The 19,209-nt window shown below is 34.9% G+C and carries 17 protein-coding genes; 8 read left to right on the top strand and 9 right to left on the bottom strand.

From position 1 onward, the window contains the following. The first annotated feature begins 160 nt into the window (after positions 1–160). A complete protein-coding gene (gene plsY / locus ACKJXD_RS03400) occupies positions 161–757 on the top strand; it encodes a glycerol-3-phosphate 1-O-acyltransferase PlsY (RefSeq protein ID WP_220217082.1) in 597 nt (198 codons plus the stop codon). A gap of 36 nt (positions 758–793) precedes the next feature. Here the strand turns inward: plsY and priC are convergent, their stop codons facing one another. Together priC and yfbV are read right to left on the bottom strand one after the other, a co-directional pair. Further along, positions 794–1,300 (bottom strand): primosomal replication protein PriC, encoded by a 507-nt coding sequence (gene priC, locus ACKJXD_RS03395; RefSeq protein WP_220217083.1) that lies wholly within the window; start codon positions 1,298–1,300, stop codon positions 794–796. Between the two features lie 11 nt (positions 1,301–1,311). Continuing rightward, positions 1,312–1,767, bottom strand: coding sequence for a terminus macrodomain insulation protein YfbV (yfbV, locus tag ACKJXD_RS03390; RefSeq protein ID WP_220217084.1), 456 nt, complete (start codon positions 1,765–1,767; stop codon positions 1,312–1,314). Between the two features lie 194 nt (positions 1,768–1,961). Here yfbV and ACKJXD_RS03385 point away from each other — a divergent pair, with 194 nt between their 5' ends. Beyond that, on the top strand, positions 1,962–3,167 hold the full coding sequence (locus ACKJXD_RS03385; protein ID WP_220217085.1) for an acetate kinase: 1,206 nt from the start codon (positions 1,962–1,964) through the stop codon (positions 3,165–3,167). A 69-nt stretch (positions 3,168–3,236) separates the two neighbouring features. Next, the gene (gene pta / locus ACKJXD_RS03380; RefSeq protein ID WP_430875527.1) at positions 3,237–5,387 is read left to right on the top strand and encodes a phosphate acetyltransferase; all 2,151 of its coding nucleotides are present in this window, start codon (positions 3,237–3,239) and stop codon (positions 5,385–5,387) included. A gap of 214 nt (positions 5,388–5,601) precedes the next feature. On the opposite strand, the gene ACKJXD_RS03375 is transcribed toward pta, so the two are convergent. Then, positions 5,602–6,351 (bottom strand): glycosyltransferase family 25 protein, encoded by a 750-nt coding sequence (locus ACKJXD_RS03375; protein ID WP_430875526.1) that lies wholly within the window; start codon positions 6,349–6,351, stop codon positions 5,602–5,604. Positions 6,352–6,638: 287 nt separating this feature from the next. Between ACKJXD_RS03375 and ACKJXD_RS03370 the strand changes: the two genes are divergently transcribed. Then, complete coding sequence (locus ACKJXD_RS03370; RefSeq protein WP_430875525.1) at positions 6,639–7,115, top strand: toxin-activating lysine-acyltransferase; 477 nt, start codon at positions 6,639–6,641, stop codon at positions 7,113–7,115. 128 nt (positions 7,116–7,243) lie between these two features. Next, positions 7,244–10,567 carry an autotransporter outer membrane beta-barrel domain-containing protein gene (locus tag ACKJXD_RS03365; RefSeq protein WP_430875524.1) on the top strand — a complete coding sequence of 1,108 codons (3,324 nt, stop codon included), beginning with the start codon at positions 7,244–7,246 and terminating at the stop codon, positions 10,565–10,567. 244 nt (positions 10,568–10,811) lie between these two features. Here the strand turns inward: ACKJXD_RS03365 and ACKJXD_RS03360 are convergent, their stop codons facing one another. Further along, positions 10,812–11,276, bottom strand: coding sequence for a MarR family winged helix-turn-helix transcriptional regulator (locus ACKJXD_RS03360; RefSeq protein ID WP_430875523.1), 465 nt, complete (start codon positions 11,274–11,276; stop codon positions 10,812–10,814). Positions 11,277–11,279: 3 nt separating this feature from the next. After that, entirely contained in the window at positions 11,280–11,711 is a 432-nt protein-coding gene (locus ACKJXD_RS03355; RefSeq protein ID WP_430875522.1) for a hypothetical protein, read from the bottom strand. 318 nt (positions 11,712–12,029) lie between these two features. Between ACKJXD_RS03355 and guaA the strand changes: the two genes are divergently transcribed. Further along, the gene (gene guaA, locus ACKJXD_RS03350; protein WP_267351889.1) at positions 12,030–13,613 is read left to right on the top strand and encodes a glutamine-hydrolyzing GMP synthase; all 1,584 of its coding nucleotides are present in this window, start codon (positions 12,030–12,032) and stop codon (positions 13,611–13,613) included. 638 nt (positions 13,614–14,251) lie between these two features. On the opposite strand, the gene ACKJXD_RS03345 is transcribed toward guaA, so the two are convergent. Beyond that, positions 14,252–14,650: a cell division inhibitor SulA gene (locus tag ACKJXD_RS03345; protein WP_220217093.1), complete on the bottom strand. Its 399-nt coding sequence runs from the start codon at positions 14,648–14,650 to the stop codon at positions 14,252–14,254. A 98-nt stretch (positions 14,651–14,748) separates the two neighbouring features. Beyond that, positions 14,749–15,126 (bottom strand): fluoride efflux transporter CrcB, encoded by a 378-nt coding sequence (gene crcB / locus ACKJXD_RS03340; RefSeq protein WP_220217094.1) that lies wholly within the window; start codon positions 15,124–15,126, stop codon positions 14,749–14,751. 308 nt (positions 15,127–15,434) lie between these two features. Here crcB and ACKJXD_RS03335 point away from each other — a divergent pair, with 308 nt between their 5' ends. Continuing rightward, entirely contained in the window at positions 15,435–16,046 is a 612-nt protein-coding gene (locus tag ACKJXD_RS03335; protein WP_430875521.1) for a riboflavin synthase subunit alpha, read from the top strand. Positions 16,047–16,133: 87 nt separating this feature from the next. Then, positions 16,134–16,688, top strand: a complete 555-nt coding sequence (locus ACKJXD_RS03330; protein ID WP_220217096.1) for a YbhB/YbcL family Raf kinase inhibitor-like protein — start codon at positions 16,134–16,136, stop codon at positions 16,686–16,688. Positions 16,689–16,830: 142 nt separating this feature from the next. Here the strand turns inward: ACKJXD_RS03330 and mmuM are convergent, their stop codons facing one another. Together mmuM and mmuP are read right to left on the bottom strand one after the other, a co-directional pair. Next, positions 16,831–17,772, bottom strand: a complete 942-nt coding sequence (mmuM, locus tag ACKJXD_RS03325) for a homocysteine S-methyltransferase (protein ID WP_220217097.1) — start codon at positions 17,770–17,772, stop codon at positions 16,831–16,833. Next, positions 17,765–19,162: an S-methylmethionine permease gene (mmuP, locus tag ACKJXD_RS03320; RefSeq protein WP_220217098.1), complete on the bottom strand. Its 1,398-nt coding sequence runs from the start codon at positions 19,160–19,162 to the stop codon at positions 17,765–17,767. The genes mmuM and mmuP overlap by 8 nt, the downstream gene beginning before the upstream one ends. Positions 19,163–19,209: the final 47 nt, after the last annotated feature.

Genomic DNA, 19,209 nt, shown 5'->3' with positions numbered 1-19,209 from the left:
AACATAACTTAAAGTATTTATCAAAGTTGGGCGTTTCAACCCAACTTTGTTTTTTTGTTAATGTGAATATTAGGCTTATAATGAACGGTATTGATTGATTGTGTTATAGCTTGTAATTTTATATTTTATTTGAAAGTTGTTATATCTAAGGAGGGGTAATTTGACTTTGCAAGTTTTAATAATGATTATGATTGCTTATTTTTGTGGTTCCCTTTCTGGTGCTTTGATTGTTAGTCGCATCATGAAACTTCCTAATCCTCTCCAACATGGATCGCATAATCCAGGCGCTACCAATATTTTGCGGTTAAATGGAAAACTACCAGCCATAATTGTATTATTATTCGACATGCTTAAAGGCTCCATTCCAGTCTATATTGCTTATCGATTAAATATCTCACCTTTCTTTTTAGGTATTATTGGTATTGCTGCTTGTCTTGGTCATATATTCCCTTGTTTTTTTCAATTTCATGGTGGTAAAGGAGTGGCGACTGCTTTGGGAATTATGATGCCGATAGGTCTTGATTTTTCAGGGTGCTTTATTCTTACATGGGTACTAGCTTTAATCATTACAGGATATTCATCTGTTGCTGCAATTGTTGGGTTTTTATTAGCACCATTTTATGTTTGGTTGTTTAAACCTGAGCTTACCTTACCTGTAACAATGCTTTCGTGTTTAATCATTATTCGTCATAGTAGTAATATTTTACGGTTATCTCGAGGTGAAGAACCGAAAAGTAAGTTTTTTAAAAAACACTAACCGTGTTCTATAAAACTTGTTTAACAATATCATTATTCAAAGAGTATCATCTTCCATTTCTAATTCAATCGCTTTAATCGCTCGTTCACACCGGTAAATACGGTTATCGAGAGTCGCAATTTTGACAGGGTCTATAGACTCAGCAGAAAGTTCAAATTCGTATTTCATCTCTTGTAATCGTCGTAAATAATCTAAGTGTCTCGAATGTTTTTCATAGAGGGTTTCTTGAAATGATAGTTTAGATTTCTCTTCTTTGCGAAGTTGATGCGTCGCTAATTCACGAGTCAGGGCGGTGATTTGATTAACTATCATTTCAGATAAATAAGTAATTTGTTCATCTTTTTGAGACATTACATTATTGACTAATGACTGATAAGTTTGTTTGATTTTTTCTAAATAAAATGTGTTATCAGCGGTAATTTTGGTGGTATTAAACAAATGTTCATCAAAATAGTGTTCATGATAATTTTGTCGTTCGGATATATTGACTTGTTGTTCAAGTATATCAATTTGTTTTTTTAATGATGCCAGCTGTTTCTGCATGAATATTGATCTTAATTGTGAGTTTCTGAATTATCATCTTGAGCGAAGTAGTTGCCAAAATGCTTTTTGGATAAATTTATCAGCTTCATAAAAGATTCAAAGGTTAATTTTTCGTTCGTTTCTTTATTTTCTACCAAAATCTTTTTTTCAATTAGTTTTGATTGAATATGATTATAGCTATCGACTAAATTGAGTGGTAATGGAGATTGTGAACGTTTACCTAACCAATAGATCCCCTGAATGGGTAAACTTAACGCAAACAAGATAGTGATAACTGTCACGGCTAATTGTGCTGGCATATAATATTGCCAAACAGCTAACGCAATAATTATTGGTGGTAAATACTTTTTCGCGGTTTTTATGTGGTTTATGATTTTTAATTCCGGAAATGAATACGAAAGCGCTTTATCTTTTGGACAAAGTTCCATATATCGTTGACCAGACTTAAATGCTTTAATTAAATTCATAAATTTGTGATTCCTCGACATTCACCTATTATTGTCTTAAAATAGTGCCATCCAAATTAGGGGCTTTCTTTATTTTATCTCAAAATGCAGAATATCAGAAGCCACCTTGTATATTCACATCGATTATTAAATCATGTGTAGAGTTACCAATTTTGATTGGTATATATCTTTTTATTCAATTTATAGGAATTACTATGTCGTCAAGTAACAATGTTCTTGTTCTAAATTGCGGAAGCTCATCTTTAAAATTTGCTATTATCAATCCTGAAAATGGCGATGAATTTTTATCTGGGTTAGCTGAATGTTTTAATCTTCCTGATGCACGTATTAAGTGGAAACTTGATGGAAGTAAAAACGAAGCATCTTTAGGCGCAGGAGCTGCACATAGCGAAGCAATTAAATTTATTGTTAATAGCATCTTCCCACAAAAACCAGAATTATTAGATAGTATTAAATCTATTGGGCATCGAATCGTTCACGGTGGCGAAAAATACACGCAATCAGTTGTAATTGATGATTCTGTTCTAAAAGGAATTGAAGAAGCATCAGCATTTGCACCATTACATAATCCAGCGCATTTAATCGGTATTCGTGAAGCATTTGCTGCATTTCCTCATTTAAAAAATAAAAATGTAGCTGTGTTTGATACGGCATTCCATACAACCATGCCAAAAGAAGCTTATTTATATGCAATTCCTAACGAATTATATACTAAACATGGTGTTCGCCGTTACGGTGCTCATGGTACAAGTCATTACTATGTTAGCCGTGAAGCTGCAAAATTATTAAATAAACCAGTTGATCAAACCAATGTGATCACTTGTCACTTAGGTAACGGTGCGTCAATCACAGCAGTTAAAAATGGTAAATGTGTTGAAACCTCAATGGGTCTAACTCCGTTAGAAGGTTTAGTGATGGGAACTCGTAGTGGCGATATCGACCCTGCAATTATGTTCTTCTTACACGACAATTTAAAAATGTCTGTTGCTGATATCAATAACTTGTTAAATAAAAAATCAGGTTTATTAGGTTTAACTGGTGTAAGTAGCGATTGCCGTTATGTGACAGATCACTATGATACTGATGAAAATGCGAAAAATGCCCTAGATGTATTTGTTCATCGTTTAGTCAAATACATTGGTGGATATGCAATGTTATTAGATGGTCGTTTAGACGCGATTATCTTTACAGGTGGTATCGGTGAAAATGCAGAAGAAGTTCGTCGTATGGCGCTTCAAAAATTATCAATTTTAGGATTTGAACTTGACCAAGAACGCAATTTAGCTGCACGTTTTGGTAAAGGCGGCACAATCACTAAAGATGGTTCAGCAATTGCAATGGTTATTCCTACAAATGAAGAACTCGTCATTGCTCAAGATGCTGCGCGTCTAACAGCTTAAAAGACAAATAAAACCGCCTTTATGGCGGTTTGTTTTTATATTTAATAAAGAATTAAGAGGAAATTGATTATGTCTCGTACTATTATGCTAATCCCAACCGGAACCAACGTCGGGTTAACAGGTGTGAGTCTTGGTGTTATTCGAGCAATGGAGCGTCAAGGAATTAACTTAAATGTATTCAAACCTGTTGCTCAACCAAGAGCAGGTGGGGATGCGCCCGATAACACCACCACTTTAGTGAGCAGCAACACATCTATACCAGCATTAAAACCACTAAAAATGAGCCATGTTGAAAATCTATTAGGTTTAAATCAACAAGATGTGTTAATGGAAGAAATTGTCGCGCTATATGCTGAAAATACCAAAGGGGCAGATGTTGTTTTAGTTGAAGGTATTGTGCCTACCAGTGATTATCCTTTTGCTAACGAACTAAATAATAATATTGCTAAAACATTAGGCGCTGAGATTATTTTTGTTGTTAATATGGGCAAAGATACCCCAGAACAATTAAAAGAACGAATCGAAATTGCTCGTTCTAATTTTGGTGGTATCAAAAATGAAAAAATTGTAGGTGTTATTGTCAATAAAGTGAATGCACCCGTTGAAGAACAAAGCCTTGCACGTCCAGATGTGGCAGAAATTTATCACACACCAAAATTTGATGATAAAAAAATCACAATCGACGATTTAAATGCGCACAGTCCTTTACCGGTACTTGGTTGCATTCCTTGGAACATGGATTTAAGTGCATGTCGTGCAATTGATATCGCCAAACATTTCGATGCAAAAATCATTAATGAAGGTGGGATCAAAAACCGTCGTATAAAACACATCTCATTCTGTTCTCGCAGTGTGCCAAATATCGTTAACCATCTACAACCAAATGCATTACTTGTCACATCAGCTGACCGTGTAGATGTTTTAGTTGCAATCAGTTTAGCTGCAATGAATGGTGTGGCAATTGGGGGGGTATTATTAACAGGTGGTTATGAAATAGATGAAAAAATCTATAAATTATGCCAACCTGCATTTGATACAGGCTTACCGGTATTTACGGTGAAAACCAATACATTCCAAACTTCAATCAGTTTACAACAGTTTAATTTAGAAATCCCTGTTGATGATAAAGAGCGTATGGAAAACACGCAAAACTTTGTTGCTGATCATATTGATAGCAATTGGATCAAATCGCTAAATCAAGTGGTTAATTCTGTTCGTCGCTTATCTCCTCCAGCATTCCGTTATCAATTAACTGAACTTGCACGTAATGCGAAAAAAGTGGTGGTATTACCAGAAGGTGATGAACCAAGAACAGTTAAAGCAGCTGCTATTTGTGCGGAGCGTGGCATTGCAAAATGTGTATTAATTGGTAATCCAGATGATGTACGTAAAGTTGCTGCTTCACAGGGAGTGACATTAGGTGAAGGTGTTGAAATTGTCGATCCTGAAAATATTCGTGAAAAATATGTTCCGCGTTTAGTTGAGTTACGTAAAAACAAAGGTATGACCGAAGTGATTGCGCGAGAACAATTGGCTGATAACGTTGTGCTTGGAACCATGATGCTTGAAGCAAACGAAGTTGACGGCTTAGTGTCTGGTGCAGTACATACTACAGCGAATACAATTCGTCCACCATTACAATTAATTAAAACAGCACCAGGTAGCTCTTTAGTCTCTTCAGTATTCTTTATGTTAATGCCTGACCAAGTATACATTTACGGTGACTGTGCAATTAATCCGGATCCGAATGCGCAAGAACTGGCTGAAATCGCAATTCAATCAGCTGATACTGCTATTGCCTTTGGTATTGAACCAAGAGTTGCAATGATCTCTTATTCAACCGGTAGTTCAGGTCAAGGTGCTGATGTTGAAAAAGTGAAAGAAGCAACCCGAATTGCTCAAGAAAAACGTCCAGATCTCATGATTGACGGGCCTTTGCAATATGATGCGGCTGTCATGCCTGATGTAGCTAAATCAAAAGCACCTAACTCTCAAGTTGCAGGTAAAGCAACTGTATTTATCTTCCCAGATCTTAATACAGGTAACACGACTTATAAAGCCGTACAACGTTCTGCTGATCTTGTTTCAATTGGCCCTATGCTTCAAGGTATGCGTAAACCTGTTAATGACTTGTCTCGTGGTGCATTAGTGGATGATATCGTTTATACCATTGCATTAACGGCGATCCAATCAGCACAAGAACAAAACGTCACTAAATAAGCGTTGTTTTAAGTTCTAACCACAAAAAGAGGTGATTATGTATTGCCTCTTTTCTTATCATTTAAGTGAAAAAGTTTTTATAGAAAAAGCACATCAAATCGTTTTATTACTATTCAAATAATCAATTTTAAGGGAATTGTGTGCTATTTATAAAAGTGTAGGTAGACAAAAGATAATTTGTCATCTTATGTAAACAGTAAAAATAAGCTCTATTTTAATCTATATAATAATTGGTTTTTTCAGACCAACTAATAAAATGCTTCCAACACCAAAGTGCTATTACTCTGCGCTTTTTATCCTTTTTAAACAATTTTTTTCTATAATCTGAACGTTGTTTGATAACAGGTGCTCTGTCAGTATGTAGTGAAGAGTTTAAAAGATTTTTATCACTACTTGATATAAGATATGGTAATGTTGCATATAATTTGATGTTTGCACATAGTCTAAATATTTTAAACATATCTGCTTCATAACGAATCGGTAGTAGAAAATTAATTAGTTTTTTTGCTGCATCATTAGTTATGATATAACCGTTAGCTCTAACAGCTTTGGTCACCTTAACAATTTCGAAATTATCCAATTCATAACTACGATTAACAAGATAATGAAAATCTGCCGTTAATAAAAAAATTCCTTTTTTAGTATTTTGGGTTTCAAAACTATGTAAAAAATTGGGCAATTTTTCATCTAATAATGCATCATCCTCAAGAATTAACGCATAGGCTAAGTTATCTTCAACAATTTTTTTATAGATATTGTAATGGCTAAGCGCACACCCAACTTCGCCTTTAGTTAAAAAACTATTAGAGAAATCATAGACATTATTCTCAATGAATTTATCTGACAGCTTATTTCCATCTATAGCCTCAAAAAATTCAAAATTTAAACGATATGTTTCGCACTGTTTTCTTATTTTATTGCGTTTTACCAAGTCACTAGCTAAATTAATGATAAAAACTTTCATTATTTTCTATCTTTTTACTTAAATTGTGCAAAGTATAGCATATTAAAAAAAATGTGTAATTTATAAAAATTAAAGAGATAACAGCATAAGATATTAAGGAATTACAACTTAACAGGTTTGAAAACAGTCTAATATCTTTTAGGATTTTAATGATCATGAGTTTTGCTATTAATCCAAAGTAAAAACCTTTAGTTAATTACATGAAAATAAGAACAAAAAATAAATTGATGAATTTTTATCTTTTATGTAATACAATTGTATGTAAATGTTAACAAAGGTAAAGCTATATGAAAAGTCTTGAGCAAGACTTGATTAGAGTTATCGCGCCGAGTTTATATCATGATACCTCATGGAATGAAGCTGAGGTATTAGGGGCTATGATCTGGTTATGGAATCGAAACCCTGAATACAAAAAAGCGGAATTAAACTCTGCTTTAACCGTTTTGTTACCTATTATCCAGTCTAAAAATTTTGCTCTATTTATTCACAATAACCAACCGTTAGGTTATTTAAATTGGGCTTATCTCAATCGAGAACAAGAGCAACTCTATTTAAACAAAAAAAAGCCTTATATCAATTTTGTTCAATGCAATCAGCCAATGGAATCTACACGCTTGTGGATATTATCTTTTTTTTGCCCATTTGGACTGCATGAAGTGTTGTTAACCAAATCGTTAGGAAAAAAAGTCCTCAAAAATAATCTTTGTTTTTTTGGCTATCATAAGTCAAAAACAGAAACAGTCGTTAAAAAAGTTCAATGCTAATCATTAATATGCAGTTTAAATCTGTTTTTTCTCTATAGTTTCAGATGGTTCTTAAATAAATCGTTGTCATTCTCGATAGTAATTTGTGGTCGTACTTATTTTTTATCGTTAATTTGAAGGAAATTAATATGAACCAAATTTATCAAACGAAATTTAATGTTATCACGGGTACTACTATAGTGTGTTCTGAATTAGTACGACGAGCAAGTAAAGCAATGATAACGGTATGCGTTTTAGTTACCTCTGCTTCTTCGTTTGCTTTAGACTGTACCGCCAGTGCCGATGGCTCTTACTTGGTCGGTCAAAATAGCCCAAGCTGTAATAATATTAATGCAGCGACCGTTAACCAATCGGGTAATGCCAGTTTTTATATTCTTACTCGAAGCCGATTACATGAACAACTCAATGTCGGTGATACAACGCTTACCGCCAATGTAAACGGTGATTACACTGGTCTGGCTAATCAATATACCTATGGCGTGTCGGGCGGCTCAATTAATGCAGGTAATTTAAATTTTACATTGAATAACAACGGTAACATGCTAGGTCTTGCCACTTATCACAATGTTAATCTGACTGCAAAAAATGTGGAATTAAATATCAATGATAACTATACGCGTGGTGGCAATTCAAGTGGTACGGTTGCCTCTTATGGTTTATTAGCTGGTTCGTCCGTTAATGCCGGTGAGAGAGATACGTATAATGGTAAATACAGTACAATCACAGTGGATAGTTTGAAAATTAATCAAACAGCAAAGGGGGGCAAAACCCAGCCAATTTTAAACAACGGTATTCGAGCAATTCAAGGCGCCTATGATAATTCAGGCGATGGTTCAGCAGGACAAGTTATTATCAATGATAATTTAGATATGACATTAACGGGAAATCGCTCAATCGGTATTTATGTTTCGGGCAATCCAACCAATCATGGGGTTGCAGAAAATAAAGGACGAAACGGTCAGTTAACCCCAAAAGTAATTTTGAAAGGAGAGAAAAACACTATCATCATTAATAAAGGTAATGATAGCTCAAGGTTAAACTGGGATAGTGTGGGGATTAAACTGGGTAAAACCCGTAATACAGGTGAGGGGCCAGGTATTTTAGAATCACATGGGGAGTTGACTATTGATACCACTAACGCTTTAAATGGTAGTGGTATCAAAATGGTTAGGAATTCTTCATTAACAGCAAATTTTGATAATAGTAAAACGATCATTAAAACCAATGGTTATGCATTGGAAATTGGTACCCATGATGATGCGACTTCAAGTGGACAATTTGAACAAGCTGCATCACACAATATGAGTATCAGTTTAAATAATGCAATATTTACCACAACAGGAACAAGTGCTGATCCCGTAATTGAAGGTTCTGTTGCACGCAAAGATTTAATTTTTGTTGATCAAGGTCAACAAAATGTTAATTTTACAATTATGGGTGATGAAACCGATCTCCATGCTCATCAAGACGGCTATATTCTCAACGTCAGCGGTAATTACACTGCACCTAATTATCAATTTTTTTCTAATACGTATGATGCTAACGGTGTTGAACAAGGACATGATGACTATGAAGTTTCCTCTGTCAGCTTTTATGCTTATGGTAAAGGAAGAATGACCGGGTTAATTTCCAAAGGGCAAGTAAAAGCGGAGGAGGGTCAAGTTCTTGATGCAAATACAGAACCAGGAGTTTGGTTAGATTTAGCTTATGACTTTCGTTGGAATTTGCAAAAAAAAGGTAATGATAATATATCAAAATTAAATACGATTCTAATTGAATCTGGTGGAACAATCAATGCAGCTTATAATGATGATGGTGGTAATGATTTTATCATACAAGCTGATGTTTATAGCAATTCAGGCATTATTAATTTAGATAATTCCTCTCATCAAAAATATAATGATATATTAACTATCGAGGGTAACTATACCGGATCTAATGATGCTCAAATAAGATTAAACACATCGTGGAATAATGCCAGCGATACTTATGCGATGAATTCACAATCTGATGTGTTAAAAATCACAGGTACTGCATCTGGTTGGACTAAAGTGATACCGATAGATGCGAATGGCACAGAAAACGTGATTGATGGTAATATAAGCCAAATTGACGCAGTGATAAATACTGTTCCCGTGATTTATGTAGGACAAAGTAAAAGTGAACTTAATTTTCATGGTGAAGCGCACACAAACGGCGCGACTGAAATTCAACTAGCAAAACGTCAAACAGCTGATGGTGACGAATATTTCTGGACTATGCAAGCAGGTATAACACCACCACCACCGCCACCACCGCCGCCGCCGCCACCACCGCCGCCGCCACCACCACCGCCACCGCCAGAACCGCCGACGCCAGAACCGCCGACGCCAGAACCGCCGACGCCAGAACCACCGACGCCAGAACCACCGACGCCGCCAGAACCGCCGACGCCAATTAAACCTAAACCCATTTTTGCCAGTCCGGTAGCAGGCTATGTTGCTATGGCGAGAGTCAATCAGGAACAAGGATTGTTAAGTATTGGTTCTTTACATGAACGTCGGGGAGAATACACCAATTTTGATTTAGCAAATTGTAATACTTGTGACGAGTTTTTAAGTGAAACTTGGGGAAGGATTTTAGGCAAACATATAAAACAAGATGGCAAAGATCGATTAAATTTAGAGAGCGATATATATGGATTCCAATTCGGTCATGATTTGCTGAATAATGTAAGTGATGATGGAAGCCATAATTATACAGGTATCTACTTAACCTATAGCAAAGCGTATACCGACTTTTCCGATAAATATCGAGCTGTACATGGGATAATTGACCATAATAAACGAACAGGAAAAGGCAAATCAGAATCATTGAGCTTGGGATTAACCAATACTTATTTTTCAGTAGAGAATAACTATTTAGATTTAGTTGGACAGTTTTCCTATTTACGTAATAAATATGAAGCTCGTAATGGTAATAATCCACATACTCAAAATGGGTGGGCATTTGCCATTTCGGCGGAAGCTGGGCACACCTTTAAAATAAATCAGAATGATCTTGATAAAGACTATTGGATAGTTGAGCCTCAAGTTCAATTAGTGTACCAATATGTTGATTTAGATAGTTTTAAAGATAAATATCGTCGTGTTGATCAAAATAATCAGGATCTATTACGGGGTAGAATCGGTATTCGTTTGGGTAATAATAACCGAGCAACAGTTGAGCAGCATACCACATTCTATGCAATTGGTAATATTCTGCATGACTTTATCAAGCCAAGCCAAGTTACCATAGGTAGAGATAAACTGCGTGAAAATTATGCTCGTACATGGGGAGAATTGGGCGTTGGGTTAAAAACGCCTTTATTTGAAAAGACTTATCTTTATGGCGATGCTCGCTACGAACACGATTTTGGAAATACCAAACGGCAAGGTTATCGAGGAAATATCGGTATTGAACATAAATGGTAAGTGTAAATTAATAATGTAAATTATGATTTAGTTTCAAATTGTTATCAATGTTACACTCATCTTATACGTAATGGCTTGTTTAGCATTACGTATATTTTTTATCTAACATAATAGTCAGTTACATAATAAAAAATATTGATTTTTTTAGACTTATTAATCAACTAAGTTTGCAGCAAGATAACTCAATAATCATAATGAATAGCTTAAAAAAGCAAATACTTAAATTTTTAACTCAAGCTATTCTTCAATCAGTTTGGTTTTTTAAGAGTGTTAAAAGCATCGTCATAAAGTGCTTTTTATCCTCTTTTAATATTGAAAAAAATTCATGATCCATTTGTTCAACTAAAGGAACGGTTTCATTTGCCTTATCAAGCCCTTTTTGCGTTAATACAATTGATTTTGCACGACTATCTTTGATTGAACAAGTGCGTTTAATGTAATCTTTTTTTTCTAAATTCTCTAATATTTGAGAAATAGTCATGACATCAATATTCGTTTTATGGGATAGAATAACTTGTGTTATCTCATCAGGATATTGAGATAAATAAGCTAGGGTCGCTAGCACAATAAATTGGGGATGTGTGATAGACTGTTTTTTTAAACAATTTTTTATATTTGTATGCCAGGACGAATAAGTTTTCATAAAAAGAAAACCAACAGATTCTGAATCAGATTGGAATTGCGTCAAAAACTTATTGTCCTTTGCCATAACTTACCCTTCAACTAAACTATTTAATTTGTATGTTTTATCAATAATATCATCCGAAATCTGTTTAATAAAATTATAAGATGCATGAGTATCCATTTTCGGATCCGGTTTTAATGAAATTTCTGACTTCAATGCATATTGATTATGCGATAATTCAATAATTTGATGTGAAAAATAGAGTAAACCTATGTCAGGCATATCAAATTGTTCGGTAAATTCTTGTTCATTAATTATTTTAGATAACGTCACGTCCATTTCTGGCATATTTTGTAATTTAAAAATACCTTTAGAACCAGTTTTTAACTCGCCAGTGATACGAAAATCTTCAAGATCGGTTTCCCATAATTTTCTGAAATTAAGATCTGTATAGTATGGCCATATTTTAGAAGGTTTAGCCTTTGTTGGTAGTACAAAAGAAATTGAAATAGTATTCATCGTTTTTTCCTCTTTTTGATAAGTTGGCTTATTATAAGTATACTTATTAAATAAGTAAAGAAATTTTATTTATTAAAAAAATTTATATTCATTATTAAAATCAGTTGGTTAATTCAAAAAGAAAATAATTAAGATCTGACTAATTCATATAAGGATTGCCGTTTTATCAACATAATAAAATGCCGTATCAGGATATGTTGAAACTTGCAAAGTTAAAATATTTACAATTGTTTTTTTATTTAACCCGTTCAATTTAGTCGGTAAATGATACAATACCACCTTGATTTTGTAATAGACCATAGTTTAGGAACAAATTTGATGAAAAATGACATCCACCAGCAACGTATTTTAATTCTTGATTTTGGTTCACAAGTTACCCAATTAATTGCACGTCGGATTCGTGAAATTGGTGTTTATTGTGAGCTTTGGCCGTGGGATGTATCGGAAGAAAAAATTAAACAATTCAATCCTAAAGGGATTATTTTATCGGGTGGGCCAGAAAGTACGACAGCACAAAATAGCCCAAGAGCCCCCGAATATGTTTTTAACGCAGGTGTACCTGTTTTAGGTATCTGTTATGGTATGCAAACTATGGCAATTCAAGTTGGTCAAGGTGGACAAGTCACCGGTTCAAATCAACGTGAGTTTGGTTATGCTAAAGTCGACATTATCGGACGCTCAAAATTAACTGACGGCATTTTAGATAGTACTAACAACGATGGTATAGATCAACTTGATGTCTGGATGAGTCATGGTGATAAAGTCACAACTTTACCGGATAGTTTTACGGTCATTGGTCGAACAGAAACCTGCCCATTTGCCATCATGGCTAATGATGAAAAGCAATTTTATGGCGTTCAGTTTCACCCCGAAGTCACTCATACAATAAAAGGGTTTGAGTTGCTCCAACGGTTTGTAATCGATATTTGTCATTGTGAAAAGCTATGGACACCATCTTCTATTATTACCGATGCAATTACCCGAATAAAAGAAAAAGTCGGCAAAGATAAAGTATTACTAGGGTTATCGGGTGGCGTTGACTCTTCTGTTACGGCATTATTACTCCATCAAGCCATTGGTGATCAGCTGACCTGTGTTTTTGTCGATCATGGTTTATTACGTTTGAACGAAGCGCAACAAGTTATGGACATGTTCGGCAATAAATTTGGGTTAAATATTATAGCCGTGAATGCCGAAGACCGCTTTTTAGCAGCCCTAAAAGGGGAGGCCGATCCCGAAGCTAAACGCAAGATTATAGGGCGTGAATTTGTTGCTGTGTTTGATGAAGAAGCGGCAAAACTCAAAGATGTGAAATGGTTAGCACAAGGTACTATTTATCCTGATGTGATCGAATCTGCGGCAGCTGATACCGGTAAAGCACATGTGATTAAATCGCATCATAATGTCGGTGGTTTGCCAGAAGAGATGAAAATGGGGTTAGTGGAACCACTACGAGAACTTTTTAAAGATGAAGTACGTAAAGTTGGGTTAGAGTTAGGTTTACCATATGACATGTTATATCGTCATCCATTCCCTGGACCGGGTTTAGGCGTTCGAGTACTTGGCGAAGTGAAAAAAGAGTATTGTGACTTACTCCGTCAAGCTGATGCGATCTTTATCGAAGAATTGTATAAAGCCGACCTATACCACAAAGTCAGCCAAGCTTTCACCGTATTTTTACCGGTACGTTCAGTCGGTGTAATGGGGGATGGGCGTAAATACGACTGGGTTGTCTCGTTACGTGCAGTTGAGACTATAGACTTTATGACTGCTCACTGGGCACATCTGCCATATGACTTCTTAGGACGAGTATCAAATCGGATCATTAATGAAGTAAACGGAATATCTCGCGTTGTTTATGACATCAGCGGTAAACCGCCAGCGACGATTGAGTGGGAATAAAGCCCGATACTTTTATTCACATCTTTTAAAATTTATAAAAGCCAGTGATATCTATTTTGTCACTGGCTTTTTTTGTCCGCAAAAATGCGTCTTGTTTTAGTGAAATAATTAATTTTTACCGTTTAGTATTAGGGTAAAAAATTAAATAGCATTTAGGCAAGTATCTAAGTGTTAGCAGAAACCAAATTGTAGCGAATAAATAGGAAAAATAAAGTTTATCAAAACCTATATTGTATTCATTATCTTTTAGCGTTGAAAAGTCAGGTTTAGTAACATTAGGTTTGATTTAAAAAAATAAACGGCATATCACTAGAATATTTGGTGAGTACCATTTATTTCTTTAGTTGAGATGAGGAAGTAGCTCGATAACTGATAAGTAATGTTTGCCTAAACCTGCTCTTTATGGAAAGCAATGCATAATAAATCAGGAAAGTTTTGTCTATAAGTTGAAGTGATTTTCCCCCAACTCCTTTCATTATAAAAGCAGAAAAAGGGGGGATTGGTTTAGCTAAGATTGAGCTTTTTAACCTCTATTTTAGAGAGTATGATAAAAAAGTAAGCTAAAGTTATGCTATTTAAGATAGTTATTAGAATCCCATAAATGAATCTAAATTTACCCAAAATTTTACTTTTAACGATTAATGATATTGAGTAAATTGTTTTCCTGATTCATCATTTACTAAAAATAGTGTCGTATCACTGGCTAACACCGCTTGATGCAAACGTATTTTATCTTGTTCATTAAGATGCTTAATGCAAGCAACAACATAGCTACAATTTTTATTTTGTAAGGCTTTTTCAATAGTTGCTATTAGGTTTTCATTTTTGATATTGGTAATATGGATCACTTTTTGCTTATCTAAACCTGCAAAGTTAATCCAAGATCGTTTTAACATCGGTCTATCAGATAACCAAAGTTGCCATTTTTTTGCTTTATTAAATGATCGTAATAGCGGGCGTTGTTGTTGTATGACTTGTTGAAAAGGAGATTCAAACTCAAACGCCATCATTTGTTGTGTTGATTGTTCAATAAGCATAACGCCCTCTTAACTGTATTAATATACAGTGTATATTAATACAGTATTTTTAGGTTGTAAATATAATTTGTGGTAATTAATTATAACTAGCATTATGATTACGATCGAAAATATTGAAAAGTCAATATTCCTAAAAAAGTCATCAACACAGAACCAACAACATGAATACCTATTGTGGCTAGTCCCCAGGCTATTCGTCCTTCTTGCAATAGATTAACAATTTCAGCGGAAAAACTAGAGAAAGTTGACAATCCCCCACAAAAGCCAGTGACAATTAGTAAACGCCATTCAGGAGGAAGATTTGAATGATTAAAAAAAGCGATGGCAAAACCAATAATATAGCCAGCAATTAAATTAGATAATAGTGTCCCTAATGGAATAGTAAAGGCAATCACATTGCATTTAAGCGATAAAAACCATCGAAGTAAACCACCCGCTACAGAACCGAATGAAATGGCTAAAATAAGTTTTAGCATCAACAATCCTTAATAAAATGTGAGAAATAATCATTACTCAGTTAGAGAGAATGTCATTATAGAATGACTTAATGAATATTGGCTAGTTCTTGTCAAACAAAATCTAAAAACGCTACTTAAACAACTGAATTTCAATAGGATATTAAAAAAATAGAGTCGTTAGGGTATATCCAATAGTCATTAACATATGTTATTCAAACCTATCTTAACCGATTAAATTGATTTGTTAAGGAATGAATGATAATCATAGAAATTTATTATTAGATTACGATAGAATGGAGATCTCAAAAGATTCAAACGGAAATAATATGTTTACGGGTATTGTACAAGGTGTTGGTCAAATAATTGATATTAACGATCAAGATAAATTACGAACTTATAAAGTTAAACTTCCAAGTCAGCTAACGCAAAATATTGAAATTGGTGCGTCAATTGCGAATGATGGATGTTGTTTAACGGTAACCGGTTTTGCAGATGATTGGGTCTCATTTGATATCATGCAAGAAACGCTAGCTTTAACCACATTAGGCGATAAAAAACTGAATGATTATGTCAATATAGAACGTAGTGCAAAATATGGTGATGAAGTCGGTGGACATATCATGTCTGGACACATCTCTTGTTCAGCAATGATTGTTGATATTCAAAAAACGGCAACCAATTGCCAGATGCAACTCACACTACCCAAGCAGTTTATAAAGTATGTTTTATATAAAGGTTTTATCGGCATTGATGGCGCAAGTTTAACCGTGGGCGAAGTAGATGAAAATAGTTTTAAAATTCACCTTATTCCTGAAACATTAGCGATAACAACGTTTAAACATAAAAAAGTTGGTGATAAAGTCAATATTGAAATTGATTCACAGACTCAAGCGATAGTTGATACGGTTGAGCGAGTATTAGCAACTAAGTTTAAATGAGGTTGAAATAGAACATTGTGATGTAAACTGTCGATTAGTCAATAAGTTGGTTATTTATTTTATTCATTTAAAACATAAGGAGTAAACATGCGTCATTCTACTAAATTGAAACCCTTGTTTTACGGAGTATTATTGTTATTTACTAGTTACAGTTATGCATCTGAAATGCAGATATCCAGTCCTGACCTAAATAAAAATGGTTTTACAGATCAATTTATTTACAATCAATTTGGTTGTCAGGGTAAGAACCTTTCGCCAAGCATTGTATGGAATAATGTACCTAAAGAAGCAAAAAGTTTAGCATTCACCATGTATGATCCTGATGCGCCAACCGGATCAGGATGGTGGCATTGGACGGTTGTCAATATTCCGGTTGATACAACAGAGTTAAAGCAATCAGCAGGTAATCATATTGATTTATTGCCTAAGGGAAGTCAGCAAGTTCGTAATGATTTTGGTACGGCAAATTATGGCGGACCTTGCCCACCAGAAAACTCTAATCACCGTTATCAATTTACACTCTATGCACTTGATATAGACAATATCAATGTTGATGATAAAACAACCCCGGCTTTAGTTGGTTTTATCATCAATTCGCATCAAATTGCTAAAGCTTCCATTACCTTTAATTACGGTCGTTGATGAGAAAGTTATTAATCAACATAAAGCCTTATATTGGTTGAAAAATATAAAAGAAAAGGTTGATAATAGTAAAATCAACTAATCAAAAGAAAGTATACAAAATCAACATTATTTGGTTTTGTATACTAACTAAAAAAAAATTTTATTTGTCTTGCAGGAATCTAGCAATATTAGCAATATCATTAGGCGTGGTTTGACAACAACCACCAATTAATTTAGCGCCAGATTCGATCCAGTTTGTTAACTGATTAGCAAAGGTACAATTATGTTGCGAGTTAGGGTGCCATTGCTTGGTCAAAGGATCATATACTTCGCCAGAATTTGGGTAAACGATTAATGGTTTTGATGTGAGTTTATTTAACACATTTAGTGACGATGTCACTTTTTCTAATGCAATGCAATTGATGCCTACACTGGCAATTTGCTCAATATTATTTAAATATTCGACAACTAAAGATAAGGGTGTTCCATCACTGAGATGCTGATCATCTTTCAGTGTAAATGAAAACCAGCAACTTATTTTAGGAAATTGTTTAATCACTTTTGTTAATGCTTTTATTTCAGTAAAAGAAGGCAGGGTTTCACAAGCGAGTAAATCCACATTGGCATCGATAAGTGCTTTTATGCGGACATAATGAAACTCCATAAAGGCTTCTTCACTCAGTTGATAGTTGCCCGTATATTCGGAACCGTCAGCTAAATAGGCGCCATAAGGCCCAACAGACCCCGCTATGAGTAAAGGTCTAGGTTGGACTAATTCGCTTAAATACTGTTGCTTAGCTTGTTGTGCAAGTTCAACACTTTTTTGTATTAACGCAATAGAATCATTGAGATTAATCCCTTTTTTGGAAAATCCTAAGGGTGTTGCTTGATAGCTTGCTGTAATGGCACAGTCTGCGCCAGCTTTAAAATAGTCATAATGAACTTGCTGAATCAATTCAGGCTGCTCAAATAATACTTTTGCTGACCATAAACTATCATTTAAATCACATCCACGACGTTGTAACTCGCTGGCAAGTGCACCGTCAACAATGATAAAGTTTTTTTGGTTTAATAAATTCTTAAAAGGATTGTTATTAATCATTTTGAGTTACTCGAGTTTGATACTTATGCGTAAAATGGTAAGCAATAAAACAAACAATGACAAAAGGGATGCCACAATATAGCGCTATTCGTTGCTCAGGATCAAAAGCCAATCCAATACAGGCAATCACGCACAAAATCGTGCCTAGAATCGGGACTAAAGGGTAGTAGGGCGCTTTATATTTTAAATTAATGATTTGTTCTTGAGAAAGCTTTTGTCTAAAAAAGTAATGTGATACACAAATACTTAACCAAACAGCAACCACGGCAAAACCTGAAATAGCCGTTAATGCAACAAAGACTGTATCAGGTGCAATCACACTGGAGAACAGCGCCAGTAATCCACCTAACATACTCACTGTTATTGCGGTGGTTGGAATCCCTTTAGCGGTTAATCTTGAAAAACATTTTGGCAAGGTACCTTGATTTGATAACGACCATAACATTCGACCCGATGCATAAAGTCCTGAATTCGCCGCAGATAAAATGGCAGTTAAAATCACAAAATTAAAGATATCGGCAGCATATGGGATACCAATATTTTCAAAAACCATCACAAAAGGACTCTTAATGACGCCTGCTTGTTCCATGGGCAATAAAGCCGCCAGTACAAAAATAGTGCCAACAAAAAAGATGATTAACCGTAAAATGGTTGTTTTTATGGCTAAAGGAATACTTTTTTCAGGCTGCTTAGTTTCACCCGCGGCAATACCGATTAGTTCAGTACCAGAAAAGGCAAAATTAACCGATACCATTGTCATGATGATAGGTGTCAATCCATGTGGAAACCAACCATTATCTGTAATATTGTGTAGAAATGGGGCTGGCATATCGTTTTTCATCGGTATAAAACCAAAAATAGCTGCGCTGCCCGCAATAATAAAAACAATAATCGTGATGACTTTGATTATTGAAAACCAAAATTCACTTTCCGCAAAAAATTGTGCAGTCACAATATTCAAAACAAATATAACTGCACAAAAAATTAAACACCAAACCCAAACAGAAATACTCGGAAACCAATACTGCATACACATACCCGCAGCGGTTAGACTTGAACCCAAAGCAACTGTCCAGGTTAGCCAATATAACCAAGCAACGGTATAGCCAGTAGCGGGGCTAATGAAACGGGAAGCATAGGTATGAAAAGCACCGGTTTCGGGCATAGCAACCGCAAGTTCGCCAAGGCACAACATGACTAAAAAAACGACCAAAGCACCAATTAAATAGGCAATAATCGCTCCCACGGCTCCAGCGGTTGCAATAATATAACCGGTATTAAAAAATAATCCTGTGCCAATAACGCCACCTAACGATAACATAATTAAATGCCGAGTTTGCATAGTACGTTTAAATTGATTCTCAGGTGATTTAGGTAGATGATTGTTCATAACATGATATGTCCGCTAACGTATTAAAAAATTATTTATTGTCTCAA

This window comes from Gilliamella sp. G0441, assembly GCF_050589305.1.
Lineage (GTDB): Bacteria > Pseudomonadota > Gammaproteobacteria > Enterobacterales > Orbaceae > Gilliamella.
Note: the sequence above shows the minus strand (reverse complement) of the source record. Positions and strands in the feature narration are given on the sequence as shown.

Bases quoted from the DNA above. Each gene is read 5' to 3' on its own strand.
- ACKJXD_RS03385 (WP_220217085.1), top strand. From the start codon at position 1,962: ATGTCGTCAAGTAACAATGTTCTTGTTCTAAATTGCGGAAGCTCATCT.
- ACKJXD_RS03360 (WP_430875523.1), bottom strand. From the start codon at position 11,276: ATGGCAAAGGACAATAAGTTTTTGACGCAATTCCAATCTGATTCAGAA.
- ACKJXD_RS03335 (WP_430875521.1), top strand. From the start codon at position 15,435: ATGTTTACGGGTATTGTACAAGGTGTTGGTCAAATAATTGATATTAAC.
- ACKJXD_RS03370 (WP_430875525.1), top strand. From the start codon at position 6,639: ATGAAAAGTCTTGAGCAAGACTTGATTAGAGTTATCGCGCCGAGTTTA.
- priC (WP_220217083.1), bottom strand. From the start codon at position 1,300: ATGCAGAAACAGCTGGCATCATTAAAAAAACAAATTGATATACTTGAA.
- mmuM (WP_220217097.1), bottom strand. From the start codon at position 17,772: ATGATTAATAACAATCCTTTTAAGAATTTATTAAACCAAAAAAACTTT.
- mmuP (WP_220217098.1), bottom strand. From the start codon at position 19,162: ATGAACAATCATCTACCTAAATCACCTGAGAATCAATTTAAACGTACT.
- ACKJXD_RS03355 (WP_430875522.1), bottom strand. From the start codon at position 11,711: ATGAATACTATTTCAATTTCTTTTGTACTACCAACAAAGGCTAAACCT.
- guaA (WP_267351889.1), top strand. From the start codon at position 12,030: ATGAAAAATGACATCCACCAGCAACGTATTTTAATTCTTGATTTTGGT.
- ACKJXD_RS03345 (WP_220217093.1), bottom strand. From the start codon at position 14,650: ATGCTTATTGAACAATCAACACAACAAATGATGGCGTTTGAGTTTGAA.
- ACKJXD_RS03375 (WP_430875526.1), bottom strand. From the start codon at position 6,351: ATGAAAGTTTTTATCATTAATTTAGCTAGTGACTTGGTAAAACGCAAT.
- pta (WP_430875527.1), top strand. From the start codon at position 3,237: ATGTCTCGTACTATTATGCTAATCCCAACCGGAACCAACGTCGGGTTA.
- crcB (WP_220217094.1), bottom strand. From the start codon at position 15,126: ATGCTAAAACTTATTTTAGCCATTTCATTCGGTTCTGTAGCGGGTGGT.
- yfbV (WP_220217084.1), bottom strand. From the start codon at position 1,767: ATGAATTTAATTAAAGCATTTAAGTCTGGTCAACGATATATGGAACTT.
- ACKJXD_RS03365 (WP_430875524.1), top strand. From the start codon at position 7,244: ATGAACCAAATTTATCAAACGAAATTTAATGTTATCACGGGTACTACT.
- ACKJXD_RS03330 (WP_220217096.1), top strand. From the start codon at position 16,134: ATGCGTCATTCTACTAAATTGAAACCCTTGTTTTACGGAGTATTATTG.